Genomic DNA, 19,848 nt, shown 5'->3' with positions numbered 1-19,848 from the left:
TTTTTATAGCTGATTTGGGTCAATTCCCAATTCTCTTAGCTTTGCCGCTAATTTCTCAACCTTTGTAGCTAATTTCTCAACCTGTTGGCTTTCCTGCTCCACGGGAGTAGGAATCCAATTTCCATCTGCATCATACCAGCGTAACCAGAATCGCTCAATTCCTTGATAAGAGCCTTGCCAAAGTCCTAAACCCAACTGTAAACTCGGCATCCAAATTCTTGGCGTAGTTAAATTCATTTCGCTGTAGCGCCCTGCAATTATTTGGAAAGCTTGTAATTTATCAGTGTAGCGGTCAAAGACAATATAGTAAGGAACTCGCAAAATTCTTTCGTAAACTTCCCATTTTGTAGGCGGTTGGTTAACCTCTCTTAGAGTTTGTCCCAAATCTTCTTTTTCTGTCCCTAGAGATAGTAATTCAACTACAACAAAAGGTGCAATACCTTCTTGCCAAATCACATAACTTAAACGTAAATCTTTTTGTTCGTAGAGACGAGAACCACCTACAACCGCAAACCAATCTGGGCGCTTGTACCATAGTGGATGCTGAGTGTCATAGTAGAGGTTTAAATCACTAGCAGTAAATACCTCGTCTGTTCGATAGTTGGGTGGAGAAAATGTCTCGCGTAGCAGTTGGAGTTGGAAAATATGAAATTCGTCAGGCAAGCCAGGTTCCTTGGGATCTTCGCTAGGAAGATCATACATTGTAGGTAGAGATTCTTTCGCAGGTCGAGGCGGGTCTGTTTGATACATAAGGAACATCCAGATGATAAGCTAATTATTGGTTTTTGCTCGTGTTAGCTTAAATTATTCGATTATTTTTTGAATTTTATTATAGATTAAATTGTATGCAGACAGTATTAGTAACAGGTGGAGCCGGATTTATTGGTGCTAATTTTATTCTTTTAGCTCGGCAAAATAATTGGTTTAATATAATTAATTTAGATAAATTAACTTACGCTAGTAATTTAGAAAATTTAGCCCAACTCCAAGCTGACCCAAATTACCATTTTGTGCAAGGAGATATTGGTAACGTTGAACTAGTGAGTTATTTACTAGATAAATATCAACCAAATGCAATTATTAACTTTGCTGCCGAAACTCATGTTGACCGTTCTATATTTAGCCCCCAAACATTTATTCAAACTAATGTAGTCGGTACATTTAATTTATTGGAAGCAACTCGTTTTTATTGGCAAAAGTTATCACCGCAAAATCAGCAGCAATTTCGGTTTCTACACGTTTCTACAGATGAAGTATACGGCTCATTAAGCACACAAGACCCAGCCTTTCGAGAAGATACTCCTTATGCACCTAATAGTCCTTATGCAGCATCTAAAGCTGCATCTGATCATTTTGTCCGAGCTTACTATCACACCTACGGTTTACCTAATTTAACTACCAATTGTTCTAATAACTATGGGCCGCGTCAATTTCCCGAAAAGTTAATTCCTTTGACTATTCTGAATGCTTTAGATGGTAAGCCTTTACCTATATATGGTGATGGGCAGAATATTCGAGATTGGCTTTATGTGATTGACCATTGTGAAGCTATCTATCTGGTTTTGCAAAAGGGGACAATTGGTGAAACTTATAATATTGGAGGACTAAATGAACAAACAAATTTAACAGTAGTAGAAAAAATTTGTACCATTCTTGATGAATTAGTGCCGAAATCTGATTTGCGACATTCATCTTTGATGACTTTTGTTCCAGACCGCCCAGGACATGATAGAAGATATGCAATCGATTGCGATAAAATTTTTAGTGAATTAGGTTGGCAACCAAAAGAAAATTTTGATAGTGGATTACTAAAAACAGTGCAATGGTATTTAGATAATTCTAATTGGGTCAATCAAGTACGTTCAGGTGCTTACCAGAATTGGTTACAACAAAACTACGAAAATCGCCAAGCCAAATGAAAGGTTTAACTTTAGCTGGGAGCTAAGGAAATCAATGGCAAAGTAAGTAAAGTTGCAAAGAGATTTACAAGGTTAAATTATCTGATATGAATACGAGGTTGCGAGATACTTTCCACCTCTTTGCGTTAACTTTGCTTATACCTCAGCCTTTGCTGGTAAAAGATAAATTAACCCCGATATTAAAGTCAATGCTACAGAAACCCAAAAGGCGATTAATGCAGGAGTTTGCCATTCTGATGATAAAGGTGCAATCAAAAATGCGATCGCTACTATTTGACTTACAGTCTTAAGCTTACCCCAAATATTTGCCCCCGAAATTTTTGTTTGGTTAACTCGCCAACCTGCGATCGCTAATTCTCGCGCTAAAATCAAAAACACTCCCCACGCTGGCACTTTCCCTAATTCAATCAACACCATCAACGGTGCAAGTACCAAAAATTTATCTACCAAAGGATCTAAAAATTTACCCAAATCACTAATTTGGTTGAGTTTTCGCGCCAAATAGCCATCTAACCAGTCTGTCAGCGCCGCCACAAGAAAAATCGCCAAACATATCCATCTAGCTTGGGCTGTTGGGTTGTACAAACCATAAAGCAAAAATGGGACACCGAGAAGGCGAGAAAAAGTAATCCAATTAGGTAGAGTCATGATGTAGGTTGAGGAATTATTTATAACTTTAACCAACCAAATAATTGCCCCAATGTCAAATTTAAATCACTGACTAAATCGAGAACTGGCAATATATCTTCTTCGTTATCTAAATATATAATTTGCTGGTGTGGCGGATAAACTAAAACACAATTTTCTTCTGGATCAATTAACCAACCTAAGCTAGTACCATGATTTAAACAATGTAAAATGTTTTTGGTAACTTTGGTGCTACTTTTTTGTTCAGGAGAGATAATTTCAATTGTCCAATCTGGGTATGTATTAAAAACATTGGCGATATTGCCTTTTTCATCTACAGGAATCCGATTCCAAGCAAATACCGCGACATCTGGAACAGTGGAACGTCCGCCAAAAGTACAACGTAATTCTGGAAAAGCTAGGGCAATTTTTTTGGGTTCTGTTACATGATTAATCGCAGTTGCTAATTCACCTTGAAGTCTACTATGTTTACCTTGTGGCATAGGTTTTTGAATAATTTCACCATCGATATATTCACTTGCTGGTTTAGTTTCTGGTAATTGTAAAAATTCCTCTAAAGAGAGTCGGCGAGTTGGTGTTTTAATCATAATATTTACCTGTGCGTGTTTAAACTTAGGTTAACTTAAATAAATTGATTTGAGTTTGGAAGATTGTACATAGTAAAAAGGGCGTGAGTGCCATTTACGTGGCATGATCTGTATTTCGAGATCATCCAGACAATACTATGACTGACAATATAAATTTTCGCATTGAGCGCGACTCAATGGGCGATCGCCAAATTCCTAGTAATGTTTATTACGGCATCCAAACTCTACGGGCTACAGAAAATTTCCCAATCAGTGGTTTAAAGCCCTTACATACTTACGTAGATGCTTGCTTACTCATTAAAAAAGCTACTGCAATTGTCAACGGTGAATTAGACTGCATTTCCCCAGAGATTAGTCAAGCAATTGTTAAAGCCACCGATGAAATCTTGGCTGGACAATTACGCGACCAATTTGTGGTAGATGTTTATCAAGCTGGTGCGGGAACTTCCCACCACATGAATGTTAACGAAGTCTTGGCAAATCGGGCGTTAGAAATTCTCGGTGACGAAAAAGGTAATTACAAAAAAGTTAATCCTAACGACCATGTAAACTATGGGCAGTCTACCAATGATGTCATCCCGACAGCAATTCGCATTGGTGGTTTATTAGCACTGACTCATACATTACACCCAGCTTTAGAAAAAGCGATCGCCGCCTTAGAAAGCAAAGGGGTAGAATTTCAAGATATCGTCAAATCTGGCAGAACCCACATGCAAGACGCTGTACCTGTGCGTTTGGGTGATACTTTTGCAGCTTGGGCGCAAATTCTCACAGATCATCAAAACCGCATCTACACCGCTTCTGGAGATTTGATGGTGCTGGGTTTGGGTGGTAGTGCGTCGGGTACGGGGATGAATACCCATCCTTTATATCGCGCCCGTGTGGTGGAAGTTCTTTCAGAATTACTGAATATGCCTTTAGAACCTGCGCCGCAGTTAATGGCAGCAATGCAAAGTATGGCACCATTTGTCAGTGTTTCTGGGGCTTTACGCAACTTAGCCCAGGATTTAGTCAAAATATCCCACGATTTGCGGTTGATGGACTCCGGCCCGAAAACTGGTTTAAAAGAAATTCAACTTCCCCCAGTCCAACCAGGTTCCTCAATTATGCCAGGAAAATATAACCCAGTCATGGCAGAGATGACATCAATGGTGTGTTTCCAAGTGATGGGATACGATAGTGCGATCGCTCTTGCCGCCCAAGCGGGACAATTAGAATTGAATGTGATGATGCCGTTAATTGCCTATAACTTGATTCACAGCATCGAAATTCTCGGTAATACCATCGCCGTGCTGACAGAACGCTGCATTCAAAATATTACTGCCAACAGGGAACGCTGTTTAGCCTACGCCGAAGGTAGTTTAGCTTTAGTCACCGCACTCAACACTCATATTGGCTATCTCAATGCTGCGGAAGTCGCCAAAGAATCATTAGCAACTGGTAAATCCTTGCGACAGATTGTTTTAGAAAAAGGGCTAATGACAGAAGCGGAATTAGCTGAAGTGCTAAATCTAGAACAGATGAGTAGCATTGTACCCTTGAAGACAGAATCTTAAAGTAATGAGAAGCGATCGCTTGATATTGCAGATATTTATCCAAGGGCGATCGCTTTTAACATGATATGAATATTCGGAGTTCAGAGGGGTTCTACTTTGTGTTGTTCAGATATCTGTCTGATTCAAGTATTAAATGCGTAGACGTAATGTTAACTTGGGTCGCTTAGACGCTTTGTATAATCACTAATTTGGTTGTTGCTATTACTTAATAATTCATCTAAGCTTAAGCTCCATAAACTAATTCTATTCTCAGAATTAGCTACAGCGATCGCACTTTTATCATTCTGTGAGCTAAAAATACAAGCAGCACTAACTGAAGAGTTATTATTTCCTTCAATACTCTTTAGTAACCTTCCATCAGCAGTATTCCAAAGTGTTATAGTTTGATGTTCGCTAATTGACGCAACAATATTACTATCAGAAATAAAACCAATACTCATCACCTTTTTGTCAAAATTTCCTAGAGGTGTTTGCTTATAAATATTATTATTATTAGCCTTCCAAATTTCTATTTGGTGAGTTTTATTAGCTGTCATATTAGCTGTGGCAATTAGTCCACCATCATGACTAAAACTAACATAATAAGCATAATTTTCATACTCTCTATGGGCAAGTGATTCACCGTTAAGATCCCATAGCTTTATAGTCTTGTCAGCACTAGCTGTAGCAATCATTGTTCCTTGAGGGCTGAAAGTGAGCATATTGACTTGCTCAGTATGCTTTGCTAAAACTCTATTTTCATCATCATCAATATTCCAAAGTATTACCGTTCCATCAACATAGCCTATTGCAATCTCTGTTCCTTCTGGATTAAAGTTGATGCTCCTGACAAGGCTGTTATATTCTGAAAAGCTTTCTTGCTTCTTGCCTTTAAAATTCCAAATTTTTACTTCATTTTGACTAGCTGTAGCAATAATGTCTCGTTTTGGGTTTATTTTAAGATCAATACTGTTATCGTTAACTGGAAAGCTACTTAGCAGTTCACTATTACGCTGCCAAAGTTTGACAGTTCCATCTGCACTAGCTGTAACAATTGTCTCACCATCCAAGCTAAAATCAATCTTGAAAATTTCACTAGAATGTCCATTAAATTTTCTAGTACAATCCCAAATTTTTATAGTTCCATCAAGACTACCAGAAACAAGAGTTTTGCTATCAGCACTAAAACTAACTTTTGTGACGCTTTTTTTATTTCCCTTAAAAATTATTTTAAAATTACAATTTTTGTCCCAGAGAGTAATCAGACCATCTTCGCTGGCTGCGGCGACTGTTTCACCATCTGGGCTGAACGTAACATAATTAAATTTTTCTATGTGATATTGTTTATTTATCATTGATGTAACATTTCCATTACGCTTCCAAAACCTAACATAGTTATCCCAGCCACATGAAATTAGAGTTTTGCTATCACTTCCAAAACTTACTGCTGAAACTTCGTGAGAATGCTCTTTAGGAATGCCCTTTAGCTCTTTTTTTTCTAATAAATCCCAAAGTTTTATAGTGTGGTCTTTACTAGCAGAAGCAATCAGCTTACCGTCTGGACTAAACGCCACATTGATCACACCATCTTCATGACCACTAAAAATATTTAACAAAGTTCCATTTCGGTTCCAAAGCCTGACGGTTTTATCTTGACTTGCAGAAGCAATTATTTGACTGTCTGGGCTGAAGCTAACACCAATCACCCGATGACTATGGCCTTGTAGAGTTTTATCTAGTATCCACTGGGTAGTAGCGTCTGTGGTTTTTTTCCAAAGTTTAATGGTTTTATCCCGACTTGCAGAGGCAAGCATTTCGCCATCGGGGCTAAAACTGACATCCATCACCTCATCTTCATGTCCATTTAAAGTTTGTAACAAATCCCCATTAATGCTCCACAGCTTGACAGTTTTGTCATCACTAGAAGAAGCAATTATTTGACTATCGGGACTAAAGCTTACCCCTGAGATACAATCTTTGTGTCCCTGAAAACTATTCTTTTCTGCAATTTCGTTAAATATTTGCCCAAAAGTTATTAGAAAATGCAATTTTATATCTGCACTAATTTTACTATCGGGTGATTTTTGCAGTATTTTTCCTACCTCTATCAGTTTAGTTAATGCTTCCAGATTATTGTTATTGCTTAAATCGTTCCGTGAGTTAGCAATTGCAGCAGCAACCTCCTTTTCTAAATTAACTTGCGTTAGATGTCTTTCACGTTCTTGGTTTTCTTGTTCCTGAACCAGTTGTCGATTGCGATCATCAATACTAGCTTTAATAAACTCATTAATATAGGGTTCTAATTCTCCAAAAGCTTTTTCTTTCTGTAACTCTAAAACTCTTTCTAATTTAAAGCCACGCCATAATTCACTAACTGCTTTTTTTTGATCAGGTTTAAATTTTTGCCAAATAGTCGCCGATTCTTTTAATTGTCTTTCTAAAATAATCTGTTCTTCATGTTTTGTGATCCAATCCTGCAAACGTGACCAAGAATCAATCAAAGCTTCATGAGCAATTTCTACCGTGTCTTTTTGACGACCACTAATTAATAAACGATGGTCATTAATTAGCTCATTAACAATTGTTGCTAAAGCTTCATCTTCACTGATAAATTTAGACTTATTTTCCCGTTTACTAACTCTCTTTCCATCCCCTGTAATGGTGATTAACTTAATAAAAATATCTTCAACTGCTTTCCCTTGTCCTTGTGATTCAAATAGTTTATATATTTTCTCCGCTTGCTGTTGTAATGCACCCCCAACACGCCCTAAATTTTTATAGGTTTCTTTATTGAGAAATCTATCAGATAAATTATGTTTTTGCCACAATAAATCAAGCGTATATTGCAACAGAGGCAAAGACCGAGATTTGCCACGAAAATCATTAATAATTTCTTCAATCAATTCCTTATCAACGTTTACTCCATGAGTCGCAGCCGGATTCCTTATGACTAACTTCAATTCTCTATCTGTCATTTCTGTTATAAAACGTATATTACCTTCAATTGCCTTTTGGAACTCTGGAAAAGGAGTGAGATGATCTAAAAAGTCTGTTCGCATTGCCAAAATAATTTTCAGGTAATTATCTTGTCCTTCTGACTGTAAATTAATTAAAGAATTTAAGTTGTTAATAAAAAGTATCCGCTCATTTTCATCAGTCGTTTGGCTAAATATTTCTTCAAATTGATCAATAAAAATTATCCAAGAATCATTTTTGCCATATCTTAATTTTTCAATAATACTAGACGAATTTAATTTGAGGTTGTCAACCGTTTTAATAATTTTTTTGATTTCAGATTTATTATAAAATTTTAATTGTTTAGGAACGGATGTTTGTAATTCATCAAAAAAAGCGTCAAATGGATCATCGCCAGGAACAAAACTAAGTTCAGCAAATAGTTTGGTTTTCTGAGAAAATTTAGGAATAATTCCTGCTTTTACTAAGGAAGATTTACCACTACCTGATGCCCCCAATAGGAAAATTAAATTATTATTTTCTAAGTGTTCTAATAACTCAATGATGAGCTTTTTTCTACCATAAAATCGATTAGAATCATTAGCAGTAAATGACTCTAACCCTAGATAGGGAGAATTTTCATCGATAGTGTCAGATACTTTCTCTTCTTCCGGATCATCACCATAAAATATGTTTGTTTGTCTATTGTTATCACCTACTTGAAATGCCGTTGATTGCGTGACTTGTATACTATTTGTTTGACCAATATTAGAAGTGTTCATAGGGTAAGTGGCTCTTCTAAATTTGCCTTTTTATCACTGAATATAATGGATAAATCTGTGAATAAGGTTGAAACTTTTACTAGACAATAACAACAGTCGTTAGTATTAACGTTTGAGCCTTAGTTTTAAAATTAAGGCGGTAAATGTCTGTAAGTGTTGATGTACAAGCCAATTTCTGGCCTTTAAATAAAATTTCAGCACCACACCTACGGAAAATTACAAAGTTTAAGGTTATTCCCACAACATAGGTGCTTTTCAAGCGACCATCAAAAGTATAAGAAGATTGCTTGATTAATTGAAGTCAAAGTTCACACCTTACTCACAGATATTAAATATTAATTGATATTAACTTTAGGCATTGTGTTGTACGTTGTTATCCCCAACTTGAAATTGCCTACTGCCTTGTACATTAACTTCATATTTACCAGTTGAACCTCCTTCAGGATTTTCTTTTTTCATGATTTCCCTAATTTCCTCTGCTTTTTTTAAAACGTCATCATTTTTATCAACACCAGCTTTGATAATTTTGTCTTTTAAAAAACGTTCTATTTCCTGAATTTCTTCTGGTTTTGCATCGACCATTCCTTGTGCAAAGGGATCACCTGCAAACTGATTCTTAATCAACGTCTTTAAACCTTCATAGGCATCCTTCACGGCTGTTCCTGCTGTATCTTTAGCAGCAGCAGTAGCCCCAGCAGCTAAAGCAGTGAGAATAAGTGTAATTGGTTCCACGATTTTTAACTCCTGAAATTTAGAAAGTGAACTTCTGACTGTGAATTTGCTTGATGAGAAAGTACTTTTTGAATGAATACTTTTGGTCTGTTGATGTTGCGATCACTTAATTGGAGAGCGATCGCAAACAATTACGCTATGATTCCTACAAGGTAATTTGTGAGAGTCTACCGAAGCCAAGGAAGCCCTTTTGCTATTTTCCATACTTCGGGCAGACTCTCTGCCGCATACTTCGCAGCCTTACCAGCTTCCGCCGGAGGAAGCTCATCAAGCTTTGTTGCTACCTCTGATGACAAATTCGCCACCACCTGTGTACCTTTAAGTTTAGGTAATTGAGGAAAATATCTTCTTGCAGCTTCTTTGATGATATTAGAAGCTTCAACCATCTCTGCGTATAGCTTCTCGTCTATCACCTTTCCACTGTTACTAAACTTCTCAATAGCAGCATTAAGTACATTCCTATCTTGCGTGTTACCCGTAGGATGTTTTCCTACATAATCTATAACTCGTGGTATGTATTCAGGAGGTAGCCCAGTCATTGCCATTGCCATATCCCACTGAGTATCGTACATTTTGGTAAGGATGGCTGAAGTTTGAGCGGGCAGATCCCCTGTATTGGCCGATCTTTGAGAGTCTGAGACAAGTTGAGTAACCTTTGTATCGTATTCTCTGATTTGTGATAGGTATGGTTTTTCACCAATACCTAACGCTACAGGTTTATAATCACAAGTCCACTTTGTGCCTGTACCCTGATTCAGCTTAGATGTTATTACTCCAAAAGTATTACTGGTCTTGTCATAAAAAGAAACATCATAGACCGTTTTCTTTTCCTGAGCATTCAAACTGACTCCCCACTTGTTACTATAAGTGTCATAAAGTACTCTTGCGCTACAGGGTTGAATGTTTGCATAATTATTTGGCTCATTGGCGTTAGGTCTATACAGTTGTACCAATGCGATAAAAGGGGTATTATTGACAATAATCAGTTTCCCTTTTTGTTCTTTTATTACTTCAGGTTGAGCTTCAGATTGGGTATTTTGGACAAACTGTAGCTTGCTATCTTGCGGTACAGCCTCAGCTTTTAAATTAGATGAAGATAGGGTGTTGCTTATACTACTTAAGAGGTATGGTTTTGCTTGACCTTCTTTGTGTACACTATTTGAGGTAATCTGATTTTTTTGATTTAAAAAGTCAGTTGATACTAAAGCCTTAACTTGGGGTACGCTAACCGTCGCTATTGATAATCCAGCAATCAAAGCAGAAACTTTTACAGATTTCATGGTTATTTTTTTGTTAAAGGTTGAAGTGCGATCGCTATTCCAGCACATAATTGCAGTGATTTAGCAATGTTCCTGATTAAGTGAATATACTGAGCATAAAAAATAAGTCCAACATTGTCCCTAGCGAAATGTTGGGTTTTAAACCTGTCAAAATGTGAGGTCAACAAGCCGCAAACTACAGCCTAACAATCCCCCGCTTCAGAGCGGTGACTAGGGCTTGAGTGCGATCGCTCACTTTTAATTTGCCGAAAATATTATTAATATGAAACCTGACGGTACTCTCAGCAATATTCAGGATGCTGCTAATTTGCTGGTTATTCTTCCCCTTGGCAATTAGGCGCAGCACTTCCAACTCGCGATCGCTCAATTCTTCGTTGCTCATCCGTTCGGCTAACTTGGCCGCTATACTTGGCGGAATGTACTTTTCACCTCTATGAACGGTGCGAATAGCATCTAAGAGTTCCTTTGGCTTATTTCTTTTGAGGAGATAGCCTTTTGCGCCAGCCCGCAATCCACGATAGATATCTTCGTCACCATCATAAGCAGTCAACACAATGATCCGCGCTTGTGGGAACTTAGCACAAATGGTAGCGATCACATCAGCACCTCCCTTCTTTGGCATTTGCAAATCCATCAAAGTTATGTCAGGCTGATGTTGCTGAAAAAGCCGTATGGCTTCTCGTCCGTCGCCAGCATAGCCGACTACTGTCATATCTAGCTCAAGTTCGAGAAATGTTGTTAAAGCTTGCCCTAAGATTGGATGATCGTCTGCAATCAAAATGCTAATAACATTAGATTGGCTCATGCTAGTTTAGTTTGGGTTTGGTGAGACAGTATTTGTAGCTAAATTAAATGATTGCCTTTACGGAGTTTGCCGCAGACAAGCCGAAGAATCTAAAACTAGATTTGGATAAAATTTGCTATCCAAGGGAACTACGATATATATCTAGAAAACACAATAAATTTATGCAAATTACAACTAAGTTTTATCTTGACTAGTAAAAACAGAAAAATCAAGCTAATTTCCACATTTTCAGACGATGAAAGTGATAAATGCTGATTTTAAGCTTCCTGTGGAGAAAATTTAATATCATGTAATGTGTTATTCAATATTCATACCTATTCCATTTTCAACGCAATTATTTACCTATGCAGACATACAAACCATCAGTTAGCTTAATCAGGGCGACATCTTACGACAATGAAGCTTTACGGGAATCCCTAACCACTGTGCTAGAACCACTGGGGGGAATCGCAGCTTTTGTCAAACCAGGACAAAAGGTATTACTCAAGCCGAATCTTCTCACAGGCGCACGTCCTACCAAAGAATGCACTACTCGTCCAGAACTGGTTTACGAAGTTGCCAAAATGGTTATCGAAGCTGGTGGTCAACCATTTTTGGGGGATAGTCCGGCTTTTGGAAGTGCGAAGGGAGTCGCTATTGCTAATGGTTATCAATCTTTTATCCAAGAACTCAATCTTCCCATCGTCGAATTTCATGGACAGCGTTACCACACAGTCAGCGAAAATTTCAACCACCTGCTACTGTGTAAAGAGGCAATGGAAGCCGATGTAGTGATTAATCTGCCCAAAGTTAAATCTCACATGCAATTAACTGTAACCTTGGGTGTGAAAAATTTGTTTGGTTGTGTTCCCGGTAAAATGAAGGCTTGGTGGCACATGGAAGCCGGGAAAGATGCTAACCGGTTTGGTGAGATGTTAGTAGAAACGGCTAAAGCAATCAACCCTGATTTAACTATTTTAGATGGCATTATTGGTCATGAAGGTAATGGCCCTAGTGGTGGCGAACCTCGGAATTTAGGAATTTTAGCCGCCGCATCGGATGTGTTTGCTTTAGATAGGGCGATGGTAGAAATTCTCAATGTTTCACCCCAGCAAGTTCCGACTGTTGCGGCTTCCCAAAGGTTGGGGGTTTGTCCCGAACTAGATGAAATTGAATTTCCGCTGTTACATCCTGATTTATTACAAATCTCAGATTGGCGCTTACCTGATAAGTTAATGCCAATAGATTTTGCTATGCCCCGTGTGATCAAATCTACGTTTAAACATCTTTACATTCGATTTATCAAAGAACCGATGAATACATATAGCAGAGGATAGTTTAAATAGGCAATTTTCGAGAATTATTAACTGCAAAGTCAGCTACAGCAATCACTAAGTTGAGAGATTAAGCTTTAATTACCCTCCGATTGCTTAACCAGACAACCGCCATTATCTATTGGCGGTTTTTTATGTCGGCAATTTGTCATGAAACTTTAATTATTTGTTAACAAATAGATCCCTGACTTCTGGGAAAAGTCGGGGATCTAAAACTTTATTCTCAAGGTATTTTTACTCTACCTATGTATAGATTGACAAACCCAAATTAATGTTACATAACACTAGTATGGTGAATTAACAAGGCGGCTTTTTGTGCGCTCAATGAATATGTCTATCCTGATTCGGAGCGTTTGTTATCGAATCATTTACTAATGATGCGATTGCTGTTGAGGCTGAGTTTGATAATAAAAAGTATCAAAGTATTCAGTGAGATTTCGGTAGACATTGCTTATGGGTAAAATTATCTAAACCTGTGAAACCAGCCTATCTAGAGTATTTTCAGATGTTATAATCTCAACAATTGTTTTAAGATAAGTTATCAATTTATATCGGCACAAAATAAAAAATGTAGTTTTTGATGCAATTTATTAACCTGTGCTTAACCCAAAGTTGGCAAATCTTTGCAAGGAATCGTAACATATTATTCACTTAGATAATTCCGAAATGTTTTTCTGTAACTTTGTATCAATCTTGTCGGAGATAAAATTGTTGTTATGACACCTACCAAACTGGTTGACTTTTTTGACTGCTACACAGTAGTCAGTAAAAAATCGTTAAAATAGCATCAAGACTCTCTCCGAGAGAGAAAAATTATCAAGTGAGTTGAAGAATTTCAAATTTGTATGGATTCAAATAGTCAGTCTGCAAACACTACCGATACATATTCCCATCGTTTGGCAGACTTTGTGGGAACCGCGATCGCACTGTTAACCTTAACCCTACCTCTATTTGTCATCGCCCATTATTCCTCTAATGATGTAGTCCCAAATAATCAACAATCCCTGACATATCAACTACAAAAACCCTCAGAATAATTTCCAGTCCCCGTTAGTTAATGATATGAGAATTCAGGAGTCAGAAGAATAGTTTCTCTAACCAGCCTTGAGAACTAAATTCTGTAATAATCTGCTACAGCATTGAGAAAAAGCGTCACTAAAAAAACTAGTGGCGCTTTTTATCTGCAAAACTGAGCTATAAACCAGGAAAATTAAGAGTTTAGGAAAATATTTAGGTGAAACTTCTGAGTGAAGGCGATCGCATTCCCCAAAAAAGGATAAAGTCAAGCGGAGGTTATATATCTGAAGTTGGGGTTTAATTTGGCATTATTCTCTCCTATGGCCAATGAAAGCTGCTTTTTAGATAGCTAAATTGAGAACGTGAATCAGCTAAAAGTTTTTACTGACTGTAACAGTCAAAAACTATAGTTCATAACCAGGAGCAATATTATGTCAGATACAAGTAAACGTGGCTTTGCTTCTATGGATGAAGATAAGCAACGCGAAATCGCCAGCAAAGGTGGACACGCTGCTCACGAAAAAGGTACAGCTCACGAATTTACTTCTGAAGAAGCCCGTGAAGCTGGACGTAAAGGAGGCGAAACCGTCAGCAAAGATAGAGAACACATGGCTGAAATTGGTCGTGAAGGTGGAAAACAATCTCACGGTGGTGGTCGCAAAAAACAAAAAGATGATGCTGGCGATATCGAAGATTCTGACGATACCGAATCAAAAGGTACTCAAGGTGGTAGCAAAGAGCAACATGCTGAAGCTGGTCGCCAAAGTCACAAGAACACCAAGAAAGATAAATAGTCAGGACTTATCTTTGTCGAGATAGGTGTAGGAGTTTTTCATATCTATACGGGACTTAAGTCCAAAGGTTATCTGTTAAGAAGACGGTAATGGTGTAGGTATGTAAAGGTTTTGAACACCTATACCCCTTTACCGTTCCTTAAACCCTTGATTTTCCGGCTCACTGCGTAAGTCTGATTATATTTTTACAGCCTCCATTGTTGTAGAGACGTTGTATACAACGTCTCTACTATGACAACGGCTAAGTTCTAAAATGTACCGGCATTCATTCCGCCATCAACTTGTAGCATTACACCATTCACAAAAGAGGCGGCGGGGGAACACAAAAAGACCGCAACGTTAGCAAATTCTTCTGGTGTCCCCATTCTTCCTAAAGGCACAGATGTATTAATACTGGCGATTTCTTCGGCTTTAGTTTTGCCACTTTTAACTACACGAGCGTTGAGTAATTCTTCTACTCGTTCTGTATATGTCCAACCAGGTAAAATGCTGTTGACACGAATTTGCTCACTGCCTAATTCTTGGCTTAAAGTTTTAGTTAAACCAATGACTGCCAAGCGAATCGAATTAGACAAGACAAGATTTTTGACTGGTTGTTTTGTAGAAGATGAAGTAATAGTCAGAATTGCTGGTGCAGTAGATTGGCGTAAGTAAGGCAAAGCCGATTTGACTAACTGCACTGCACTCAGCAGATTTAAGTTAATTGCATTTTCCCACGCTGTAATATCAGTATCATCAAATGTGCCGGGGGGTGGCCCACCTGCATTGGTGACGAGAATATCTAAGCCGCCAAATTTCTCGACAGTAGCATTAATCACCCGTTCTATATCTGCTGGTTGGGTAACATCTGCACGTAAAGCCAAAACTTCTGTACCTGTTTCCGCCTCAATTTCAGCAGCAGCTTTTTCTATAATTTCACTCCGCGCACAAATGACAATTTTTGCACCTTCACGGGCAAATTGCCGTGCTGTAGCTTTACCTAGACCTTTACTAGCTGCTGTCACTAAGGCTATTTTGCCATGTAGATGCAAATCCATAAGCTTTGTTGTGTAATGATCCAAACATAATTCAGGAGCCAGAATTCAGAATTTACTAGATTTATTCTGACTTCTGAATTCTTGATTATCGTAACTGAAAACCGAGATTATTTAAGGCTTCACGCAGGCGATCGCGTCCTCTTAAAGATTCTACTGTGGCAATACGCTCAGAGGAATGTTGTGACCAATCACCAGCAACGTTCATCTGTTGTTCAGTATAAAACTGTTTGATGATGTCGTTGTAGTGGGCGATCGCTTCATCTTGTTCAGCTAATTTATAAGTTTCTCGATGCAATACGGCTGATTGTGGTAGACGCGGTTTGATTGCGGCATTTACTTCGGGGTTAGGATAACCCACACATAACCCAAATACTGCATATACAGAGGAAGGTAAGTTGAGGATGCGTGCTACTTCTTCTGGGCGGTTGCGAATCCCACCGATGTATACTGTTCCCAAGCCTAGAGATTCAGCTGCGATCGTGGCGTTTTGGGCGGCTAAGGTAGCATCAACGGTTGCCATAACAAACATCTCTAAATAGTCTAAAGCTTCATGGTTGATACCGCGACTGTCGGCAACGTAACTCAGCCGTGCCAAGTCTGCTAACCAAACCAAAAATAGTGGTGCTTGTCGAATATGTGCTTGATTACCCGCTAGTTTTGATAGTTCTTCTTTGCGCTGGGAATCTTCAACTGCTACTACACTCCAGGTTTGCAGATTAGAAGATGTCGATGCAGACTGCGCGGCTGTCACTAAAATCTCTAATGTTCCTGGTGGTAGAGAATCACTGAGATAAGAACGGATGGAACGGTGAGACAGTAATGTTGTCAGTGATTCATTCCAATCAATTTGGGAATTAAAAGGAAGTTCACCATAGCGCGAGTGTAATAGTTCTGTAGGATTGCTCATAGATAATGACAGAGTATAGAATTGCGGTTTTTGTTAAATCCAGAATTGAAGAAGAGTATATTCCATGATGAATTTTGGCTTCCCAACTCTGGATTCTTAATTATTACGTCTTGGGTGAAAAGGCCGCGTATTGTTCTTTGGTTAAGAGTGCATCTCTGACATTCACCTGTTTAGGAATCAACTTTAGTTGATAATAGGTATCGGCAACTCCTTGTTGTAAATTGATGAGATTTTCATCAATCGGCACTACACCAAAACTACGCCTACTAGTTGCTTTTTTCATGGTTTCTAAATCAATACCCAACACAGGTGCAAGAGTTTGAGCAACTTCATCTCGATTTTGTGCTGACCATTCTTCTAGTTTTTGAATCTCTTCCAGAATTGCTTTCACACTTTGGGGATTTTCGGTAACAAACTTACGGCTCCCGATATAATATCCCCCTTGTTTATTAATGCCTGTACCATCAACAAGTACACGCGCATTCGTGGCTTTTTGGGCTGCTGCATAAAACGGATCCCAAATTACCCAAGCATCAACACTACCTTTGACAAAAGCTGCCCGTGCATCTGCTGGTGGTAAATATTTTGGCTCAATTTCACTATATTTTACGCCACCTTTTTCCAGAGCTTGAACTAGTAATAAATGGGCGCTAGAACCTTTTTGAAAAGCAATTTTTTTACCTTTCAGGTCGCTCAATTGCTTAATTTGAGAATTTTCTGGGACAAGAATTGCTGAACCTGCTGGACTAGGTGCAATACCAGCCACATAAGTCAATGCGGCACCTGCGGCTTGGGCAAAGATTGGTGGTGATTCACCGACATGACCAAAGTCAATACTACCGACATTCATCGCTTCTAGTAGTTGTGGCCCGGCGGGAAATTCAATCCATTCTACAGATTTTCCTTCTGGTGCAAATCGCTTTTCTAATACTCCTTTAGCCTTGAGCAAAATGAGTGATTTTTGATAGCCAAATCTAATTACTTTAGCTTCTTGAGGTGCTGAATTACTAACTGGACTGGCGCTAGTATTAGAAGTACTAACATTCGATGGTGATGAGCAAGCGGCAAACAACAAACTCAAACAAAGACCTGTAATGAAAGCTCCTGCTATGGGTAAAGGTGCAGTATAAAAGCGAAATCCAGGAGATTTTTGTAAGGGCAGATTGAGAAATTTAATTAGCGATCGCCACCTAGCAATTAAGTGGCGAAATATCAAGCTAGTCATGAGAATATTTCTCCAAACCTTTTTAAATACTATAAATCTATAGAGTTACAGTTGTATACTATTAATTCAGGGGAAGTTGACACGATAATCAGGAGTGATCACTTGCAAATCTCCCCTGTTTTCTGTTAACGATAACCGCGCTTGCCAAGGTAGCTCATCTCCATCCCCACTTTTTTGTGTTTGGTAACAACCGTGCTGAGTTGGAGTTTAAAGCCGAGTTGTTCTAGTTGGATTTGCGATAAAGACTCTTTCAAAATAATTGTGAAGGGATATCGTTGAAAGACAGTCGCTTTACCTTGAGATAATAATGCTCTGGCATGGCTGATACGTACCGGAGATAGCGGTTGTTGATTGGCATCAAGAATTAAAACTTTAGTCATAAGTCAAAAAATACTGTTAGTTCCACTGATTAAGCGATCGCATTTGCTGATTTCACCTCTGAACTATCAAAATTGCGATCGCATCTATACTTTTACTCTTCATAAGAAAGATGAGAGCCTAGAGGTGAACTCCAGCACTCTCCTATAATTACCGCCCATTTAGCTGTGATATCGTGTCCTTAAACATCGGTTTATCGAGCGACTTACCGTTGTTTAGAGTACAAACAAAACTTAACACAGACAAATTAAAAAAGCAAGCTAATTGCTGGAGCTTTTTGACAGATAAGTTTTTATCAAACAGAATTCAGGAGTCAGAATTCAGGAATCAGAATTTACCTGAGTTTAAAACTCACGCTCAATCAGTGGTTGGACTGAATCTCCCACTGGTTGATTTTGACTGCTAAATTCTGCAACTTTTTCCAAACTCATACTCAGAACCAAGTTATATAAACTTTTGTAACTGAGAAATCTGGATAACTTTCTGGTAGAATCTACGGTAAGTAGACAGATTTATCGTATTTTGTAGAAGAGGTATAGTACTATTACTCGATAACGCTGTAATTTATCGGTTGTCGTAGAGAGGTTGTGTACAAAACTCTCTACAAGATTTATGGAATGCAGTTTCTCATATAATTGGTAGCAAAAATAGGCTTAAATAAAAGCCATTTATCTTGATATGTATGACATTTATTTTGTGATTTGTATAGTTAAAACATTGTGAAAATAATATGCTTGTTCATATTTTAGTTATTAGATAAATATACAAACATCGAGAGTTGACAGAATTCAGTATTTAATCATTAAATTAGAAAATTGAGCATCTCGAAAAAGTAAATTATTTAATTGATCAATCACACAGAAATATGCGTTATAACCAACTAGGTGAAAGTGACCTCAAAGTTTCGGAAATTTGCCTTGGTACAATGACTTACGGACGGCAAAATAGTATTGCAGAAGCTCACCAACAGCTAGACTATGCTATTGCTAACGGGGTTAATTTTATTGATGCTGCGGAAATGTACCCAGTACCACCGCAAGAGGCTACTTATGGTTTTACAGAAACATACATTGGTGAATGGTTGAAACACCAGCAGCGAGATAAAGTTATAGTAGCAACTAAAATTGCTGGCCCTGGACGTGGCTTTAAATGGTTACGTGGCGGAGCAGATGCCATTGAGCGCGATAATATTAAACAAGCTGTAGATGATAGCTTAAAAAGATTACAAACAGACTATATTGACCTTTATCAAATTCACTGGCCAGACCGCTATGTGCCACGTTTCGGACAGACAATTTTCGACCCTACCCAAGCAAAACCATCTGTGCCGATAGTCGAACAACTAGAAGCTTTTGCTGATATTATTCAAGCTGGAAAAATTCGTTATCTTGGTTTGAGTAATGAAACCCCTTGGGGGGTTGTGCAGTTTAGTAATGCTGCGAAACAATTAGGATTACCCAAAGTTATTTCCATCCAAAATGCTTATAACTTACTCAACCGAGTATTTGATGGTGCTTTGGCTGAAGCAGTTTATTACGAAAACATTGGTTTATTAGCTTACAGTCCTTTAGCCTTTGGTTTTTTAACTGGTAAATATCTCAACGGCAAACCAGAAAATACCAGAATCACCCTATTTGAAAACTTTGGTCAACGCTATCTCAAACCAAAAGTCACCGAAGCAGTTGCAGCTTATGTAGAACTAGCCAAACGTCATCAACTTAGCCCTGCACAATTAGCTTTAGCATTTGTGCGGAGTCGTTGGTTCGTAACTAGCACAATTATTGGTGCAACAACCTTAGAACAACTCCAAGAAAACATAGATAGTGCGAATGTAGTTCTCAGTAAAGAGATTTTGGCAGAGTTGGATGAAATTAATATTCAACATCCCAACCCAGCACCTTAAAAGTTTTTCGTTCTGCTAATTGAACTCCAAC

The 19,848-nt window shown here is 38.2% G+C and carries 17 protein-coding genes; 6 read left to right on the top strand and 11 right to left on the bottom strand.

Translation table 11 applies throughout. The features are described from left to right. Nucleotides 1–3 precede the first annotated feature (3 nt). Nucleotides 4–750, bottom strand: coding sequence for a Uma2 family endonuclease (locus tag H6G75_RS09190; protein ID WP_190979639.1), 747 nt, complete (start codon nucleotides 748–750; stop codon nucleotides 4–6). A gap of 95 nt (nucleotides 751–845) precedes the next feature. On the opposite strand from H6G75_RS09190, the gene rfbB reads away from it, so the two are divergent. Beyond that, nucleotides 846–1,919 carry a dTDP-glucose 4,6-dehydratase gene (gene rfbB / locus H6G75_RS09185; RefSeq protein WP_190979638.1) on the top strand — a complete coding sequence of 358 codons (1,074 nt, stop codon included), beginning with the start codon at nucleotides 846–848 and terminating at the stop codon, nucleotides 1,917–1,919. 135 nt (nucleotides 1,920–2,054) lie between these two features. On the opposite strand, the gene pgsA is transcribed toward rfbB, so the two are convergent. Together pgsA and H6G75_RS09175 are read right to left on the bottom strand one after the other, a co-directional pair. After that, on the bottom strand, nucleotides 2,055–2,567 hold the full coding sequence (gene pgsA, locus H6G75_RS09180; RefSeq protein ID WP_190979637.1) for a CDP-diacylglycerol--glycerol-3-phosphate 3-phosphatidyltransferase: 513 nt from the start codon (nucleotides 2,565–2,567) through the stop codon (nucleotides 2,055–2,057). Nucleotides 2,568–2,587: 20 nt separating this feature from the next. Continuing rightward, nucleotides 2,588–3,154 carry a Uma2 family endonuclease gene (locus H6G75_RS09175; RefSeq protein ID WP_190979636.1) on the bottom strand — a complete coding sequence of 189 codons (567 nt, stop codon included), beginning with the start codon at nucleotides 3,152–3,154 and terminating at the stop codon, nucleotides 2,588–2,590. A 137-nt stretch (nucleotides 3,155–3,291) separates the two neighbouring features. Here H6G75_RS09175 and H6G75_RS09170 point away from each other — a divergent pair, with 137 nt between their 5' ends. Further along, a complete protein-coding gene (locus tag H6G75_RS09170; RefSeq protein WP_190979635.1) occupies nucleotides 3,292–4,710 on the top strand; it encodes an aspartate ammonia-lyase in 1,419 nt (472 codons plus the stop codon). A gap of 149 nt (nucleotides 4,711–4,859) precedes the next feature. Here H6G75_RS09170 and H6G75_RS09165 read toward each other — a convergent pair whose 3' ends face one another. The 4 genes from H6G75_RS09165 to H6G75_RS09150 all read right to left on the bottom strand — a co-directional run bounded on the left by H6G75_RS09165 (nucleotide 4,860) and on the right by H6G75_RS09150 (nucleotide 11,243). Beyond that, nucleotides 4,860–8,426 (bottom strand): eIF2A-related protein, encoded by a 3,567-nt coding sequence (locus tag H6G75_RS09165; protein ID WP_190979634.1) that lies wholly within the window; start codon nucleotides 8,424–8,426, stop codon nucleotides 4,860–4,862. 351 nt (nucleotides 8,427–8,777) lie between these two features. Then, nucleotides 8,778–9,158: a hypothetical protein gene (locus H6G75_RS09160; protein ID WP_190979633.1), complete on the bottom strand. Its 381-nt coding sequence runs from the start codon at nucleotides 9,156–9,158 to the stop codon at nucleotides 8,778–8,780. Nucleotides 9,159–9,325: 167 nt separating this feature from the next. Next, a complete protein-coding gene (locus tag H6G75_RS09155; protein ID WP_190979632.1) occupies nucleotides 9,326–10,438 on the bottom strand; it encodes a hypothetical protein in 1,113 nt (370 codons plus the stop codon). Between the two features lie 175 nt (nucleotides 10,439–10,613). Beyond that, a complete protein-coding gene (locus H6G75_RS09150; protein WP_190979631.1) occupies nucleotides 10,614–11,243 on the bottom strand; it encodes a response regulator transcription factor in 630 nt (209 codons plus the stop codon). A gap of 344 nt (nucleotides 11,244–11,587) precedes the next feature. On the opposite strand from H6G75_RS09150, the gene H6G75_RS09145 reads away from it, so the two are divergent. From H6G75_RS09145 to H6G75_RS09135, 3 genes are all read left to right on the top strand, one after another. Next, entirely contained in the window at nucleotides 11,588–12,559 is a 972-nt protein-coding gene (locus H6G75_RS09145; protein ID WP_190979630.1) for a DUF362 domain-containing protein, read from the top strand. Nucleotides 12,560–13,401: 842 nt separating this feature from the next. Beyond that, complete coding sequence (locus H6G75_RS09140) at nucleotides 13,402–13,593, top strand: hypothetical protein (RefSeq protein ID WP_190979629.1); 192 nt, start codon at nucleotides 13,402–13,404, stop codon at nucleotides 13,591–13,593. Nucleotides 13,594–14,004: 411 nt separating this feature from the next. After that, nucleotides 14,005–14,367 (top strand): KGG domain-containing protein, encoded by a 363-nt coding sequence (locus H6G75_RS09135; protein WP_190979628.1) that lies wholly within the window; start codon nucleotides 14,005–14,007, stop codon nucleotides 14,365–14,367. A 248-nt stretch (nucleotides 14,368–14,615) separates the two neighbouring features. On the opposite strand, the gene H6G75_RS09130 is transcribed toward H6G75_RS09135, so the two are convergent. From H6G75_RS09130 to H6G75_RS09115, 4 genes are all read right to left on the bottom strand, one after another. Beyond that, the gene (locus H6G75_RS09130) at nucleotides 14,616–15,404 is read right to left on the bottom strand and encodes an SDR family oxidoreductase (protein ID WP_190979627.1); all 789 of its coding nucleotides are present in this window, start codon (nucleotides 15,402–15,404) and stop codon (nucleotides 14,616–14,618) included. Between the two features lie 85 nt (nucleotides 15,405–15,489). Then, the gene (locus H6G75_RS09125; protein ID WP_190979626.1) at nucleotides 15,490–16,311 is read right to left on the bottom strand and encodes an NADPH-dependent oxidoreductase; all 822 of its coding nucleotides are present in this window, start codon (nucleotides 16,309–16,311) and stop codon (nucleotides 15,490–15,492) included. Between the two features lie 103 nt (nucleotides 16,312–16,414). Next, the gene (locus H6G75_RS09120) at nucleotides 16,415–17,536 is read right to left on the bottom strand and encodes a sulfonate ABC transporter substrate-binding protein (protein WP_190979625.1); all 1,122 of its coding nucleotides are present in this window, start codon (nucleotides 17,534–17,536) and stop codon (nucleotides 16,415–16,417) included. Between the two features lie 125 nt (nucleotides 17,537–17,661). Then, nucleotides 17,662–17,916, bottom strand: a complete 255-nt coding sequence (locus tag H6G75_RS09115) for an RRXRR domain-containing protein (RefSeq protein WP_190979624.1) — start codon at nucleotides 17,914–17,916, stop codon at nucleotides 17,662–17,664. An 863-nt stretch (nucleotides 17,917–18,779) separates the two neighbouring features. Between H6G75_RS09115 and H6G75_RS09110 the strand changes: the two genes are divergently transcribed. Beyond that, the gene (locus tag H6G75_RS09110) at nucleotides 18,780–19,817 is read left to right on the top strand and encodes an NADP(H)-dependent aldo-keto reductase (protein WP_190979623.1); all 1,038 of its coding nucleotides are present in this window, start codon (nucleotides 18,780–18,782) and stop codon (nucleotides 19,815–19,817) included. The last annotated feature ends 31 nt before the right edge of the window (nucleotides 19,818–19,848 follow it).

Origin of the sequence: Nostoc sp. FACHB-280, assembly GCF_014697615.1 — a bacterium.
GTDB lineage: Bacteria > Cyanobacteriota > Cyanobacteriia > Cyanobacteriales > Nostocaceae > Nostoc_B.
Note: the sequence above shows the minus strand (reverse complement) of the source record. Positions and strands in the feature narration are given on the sequence as shown.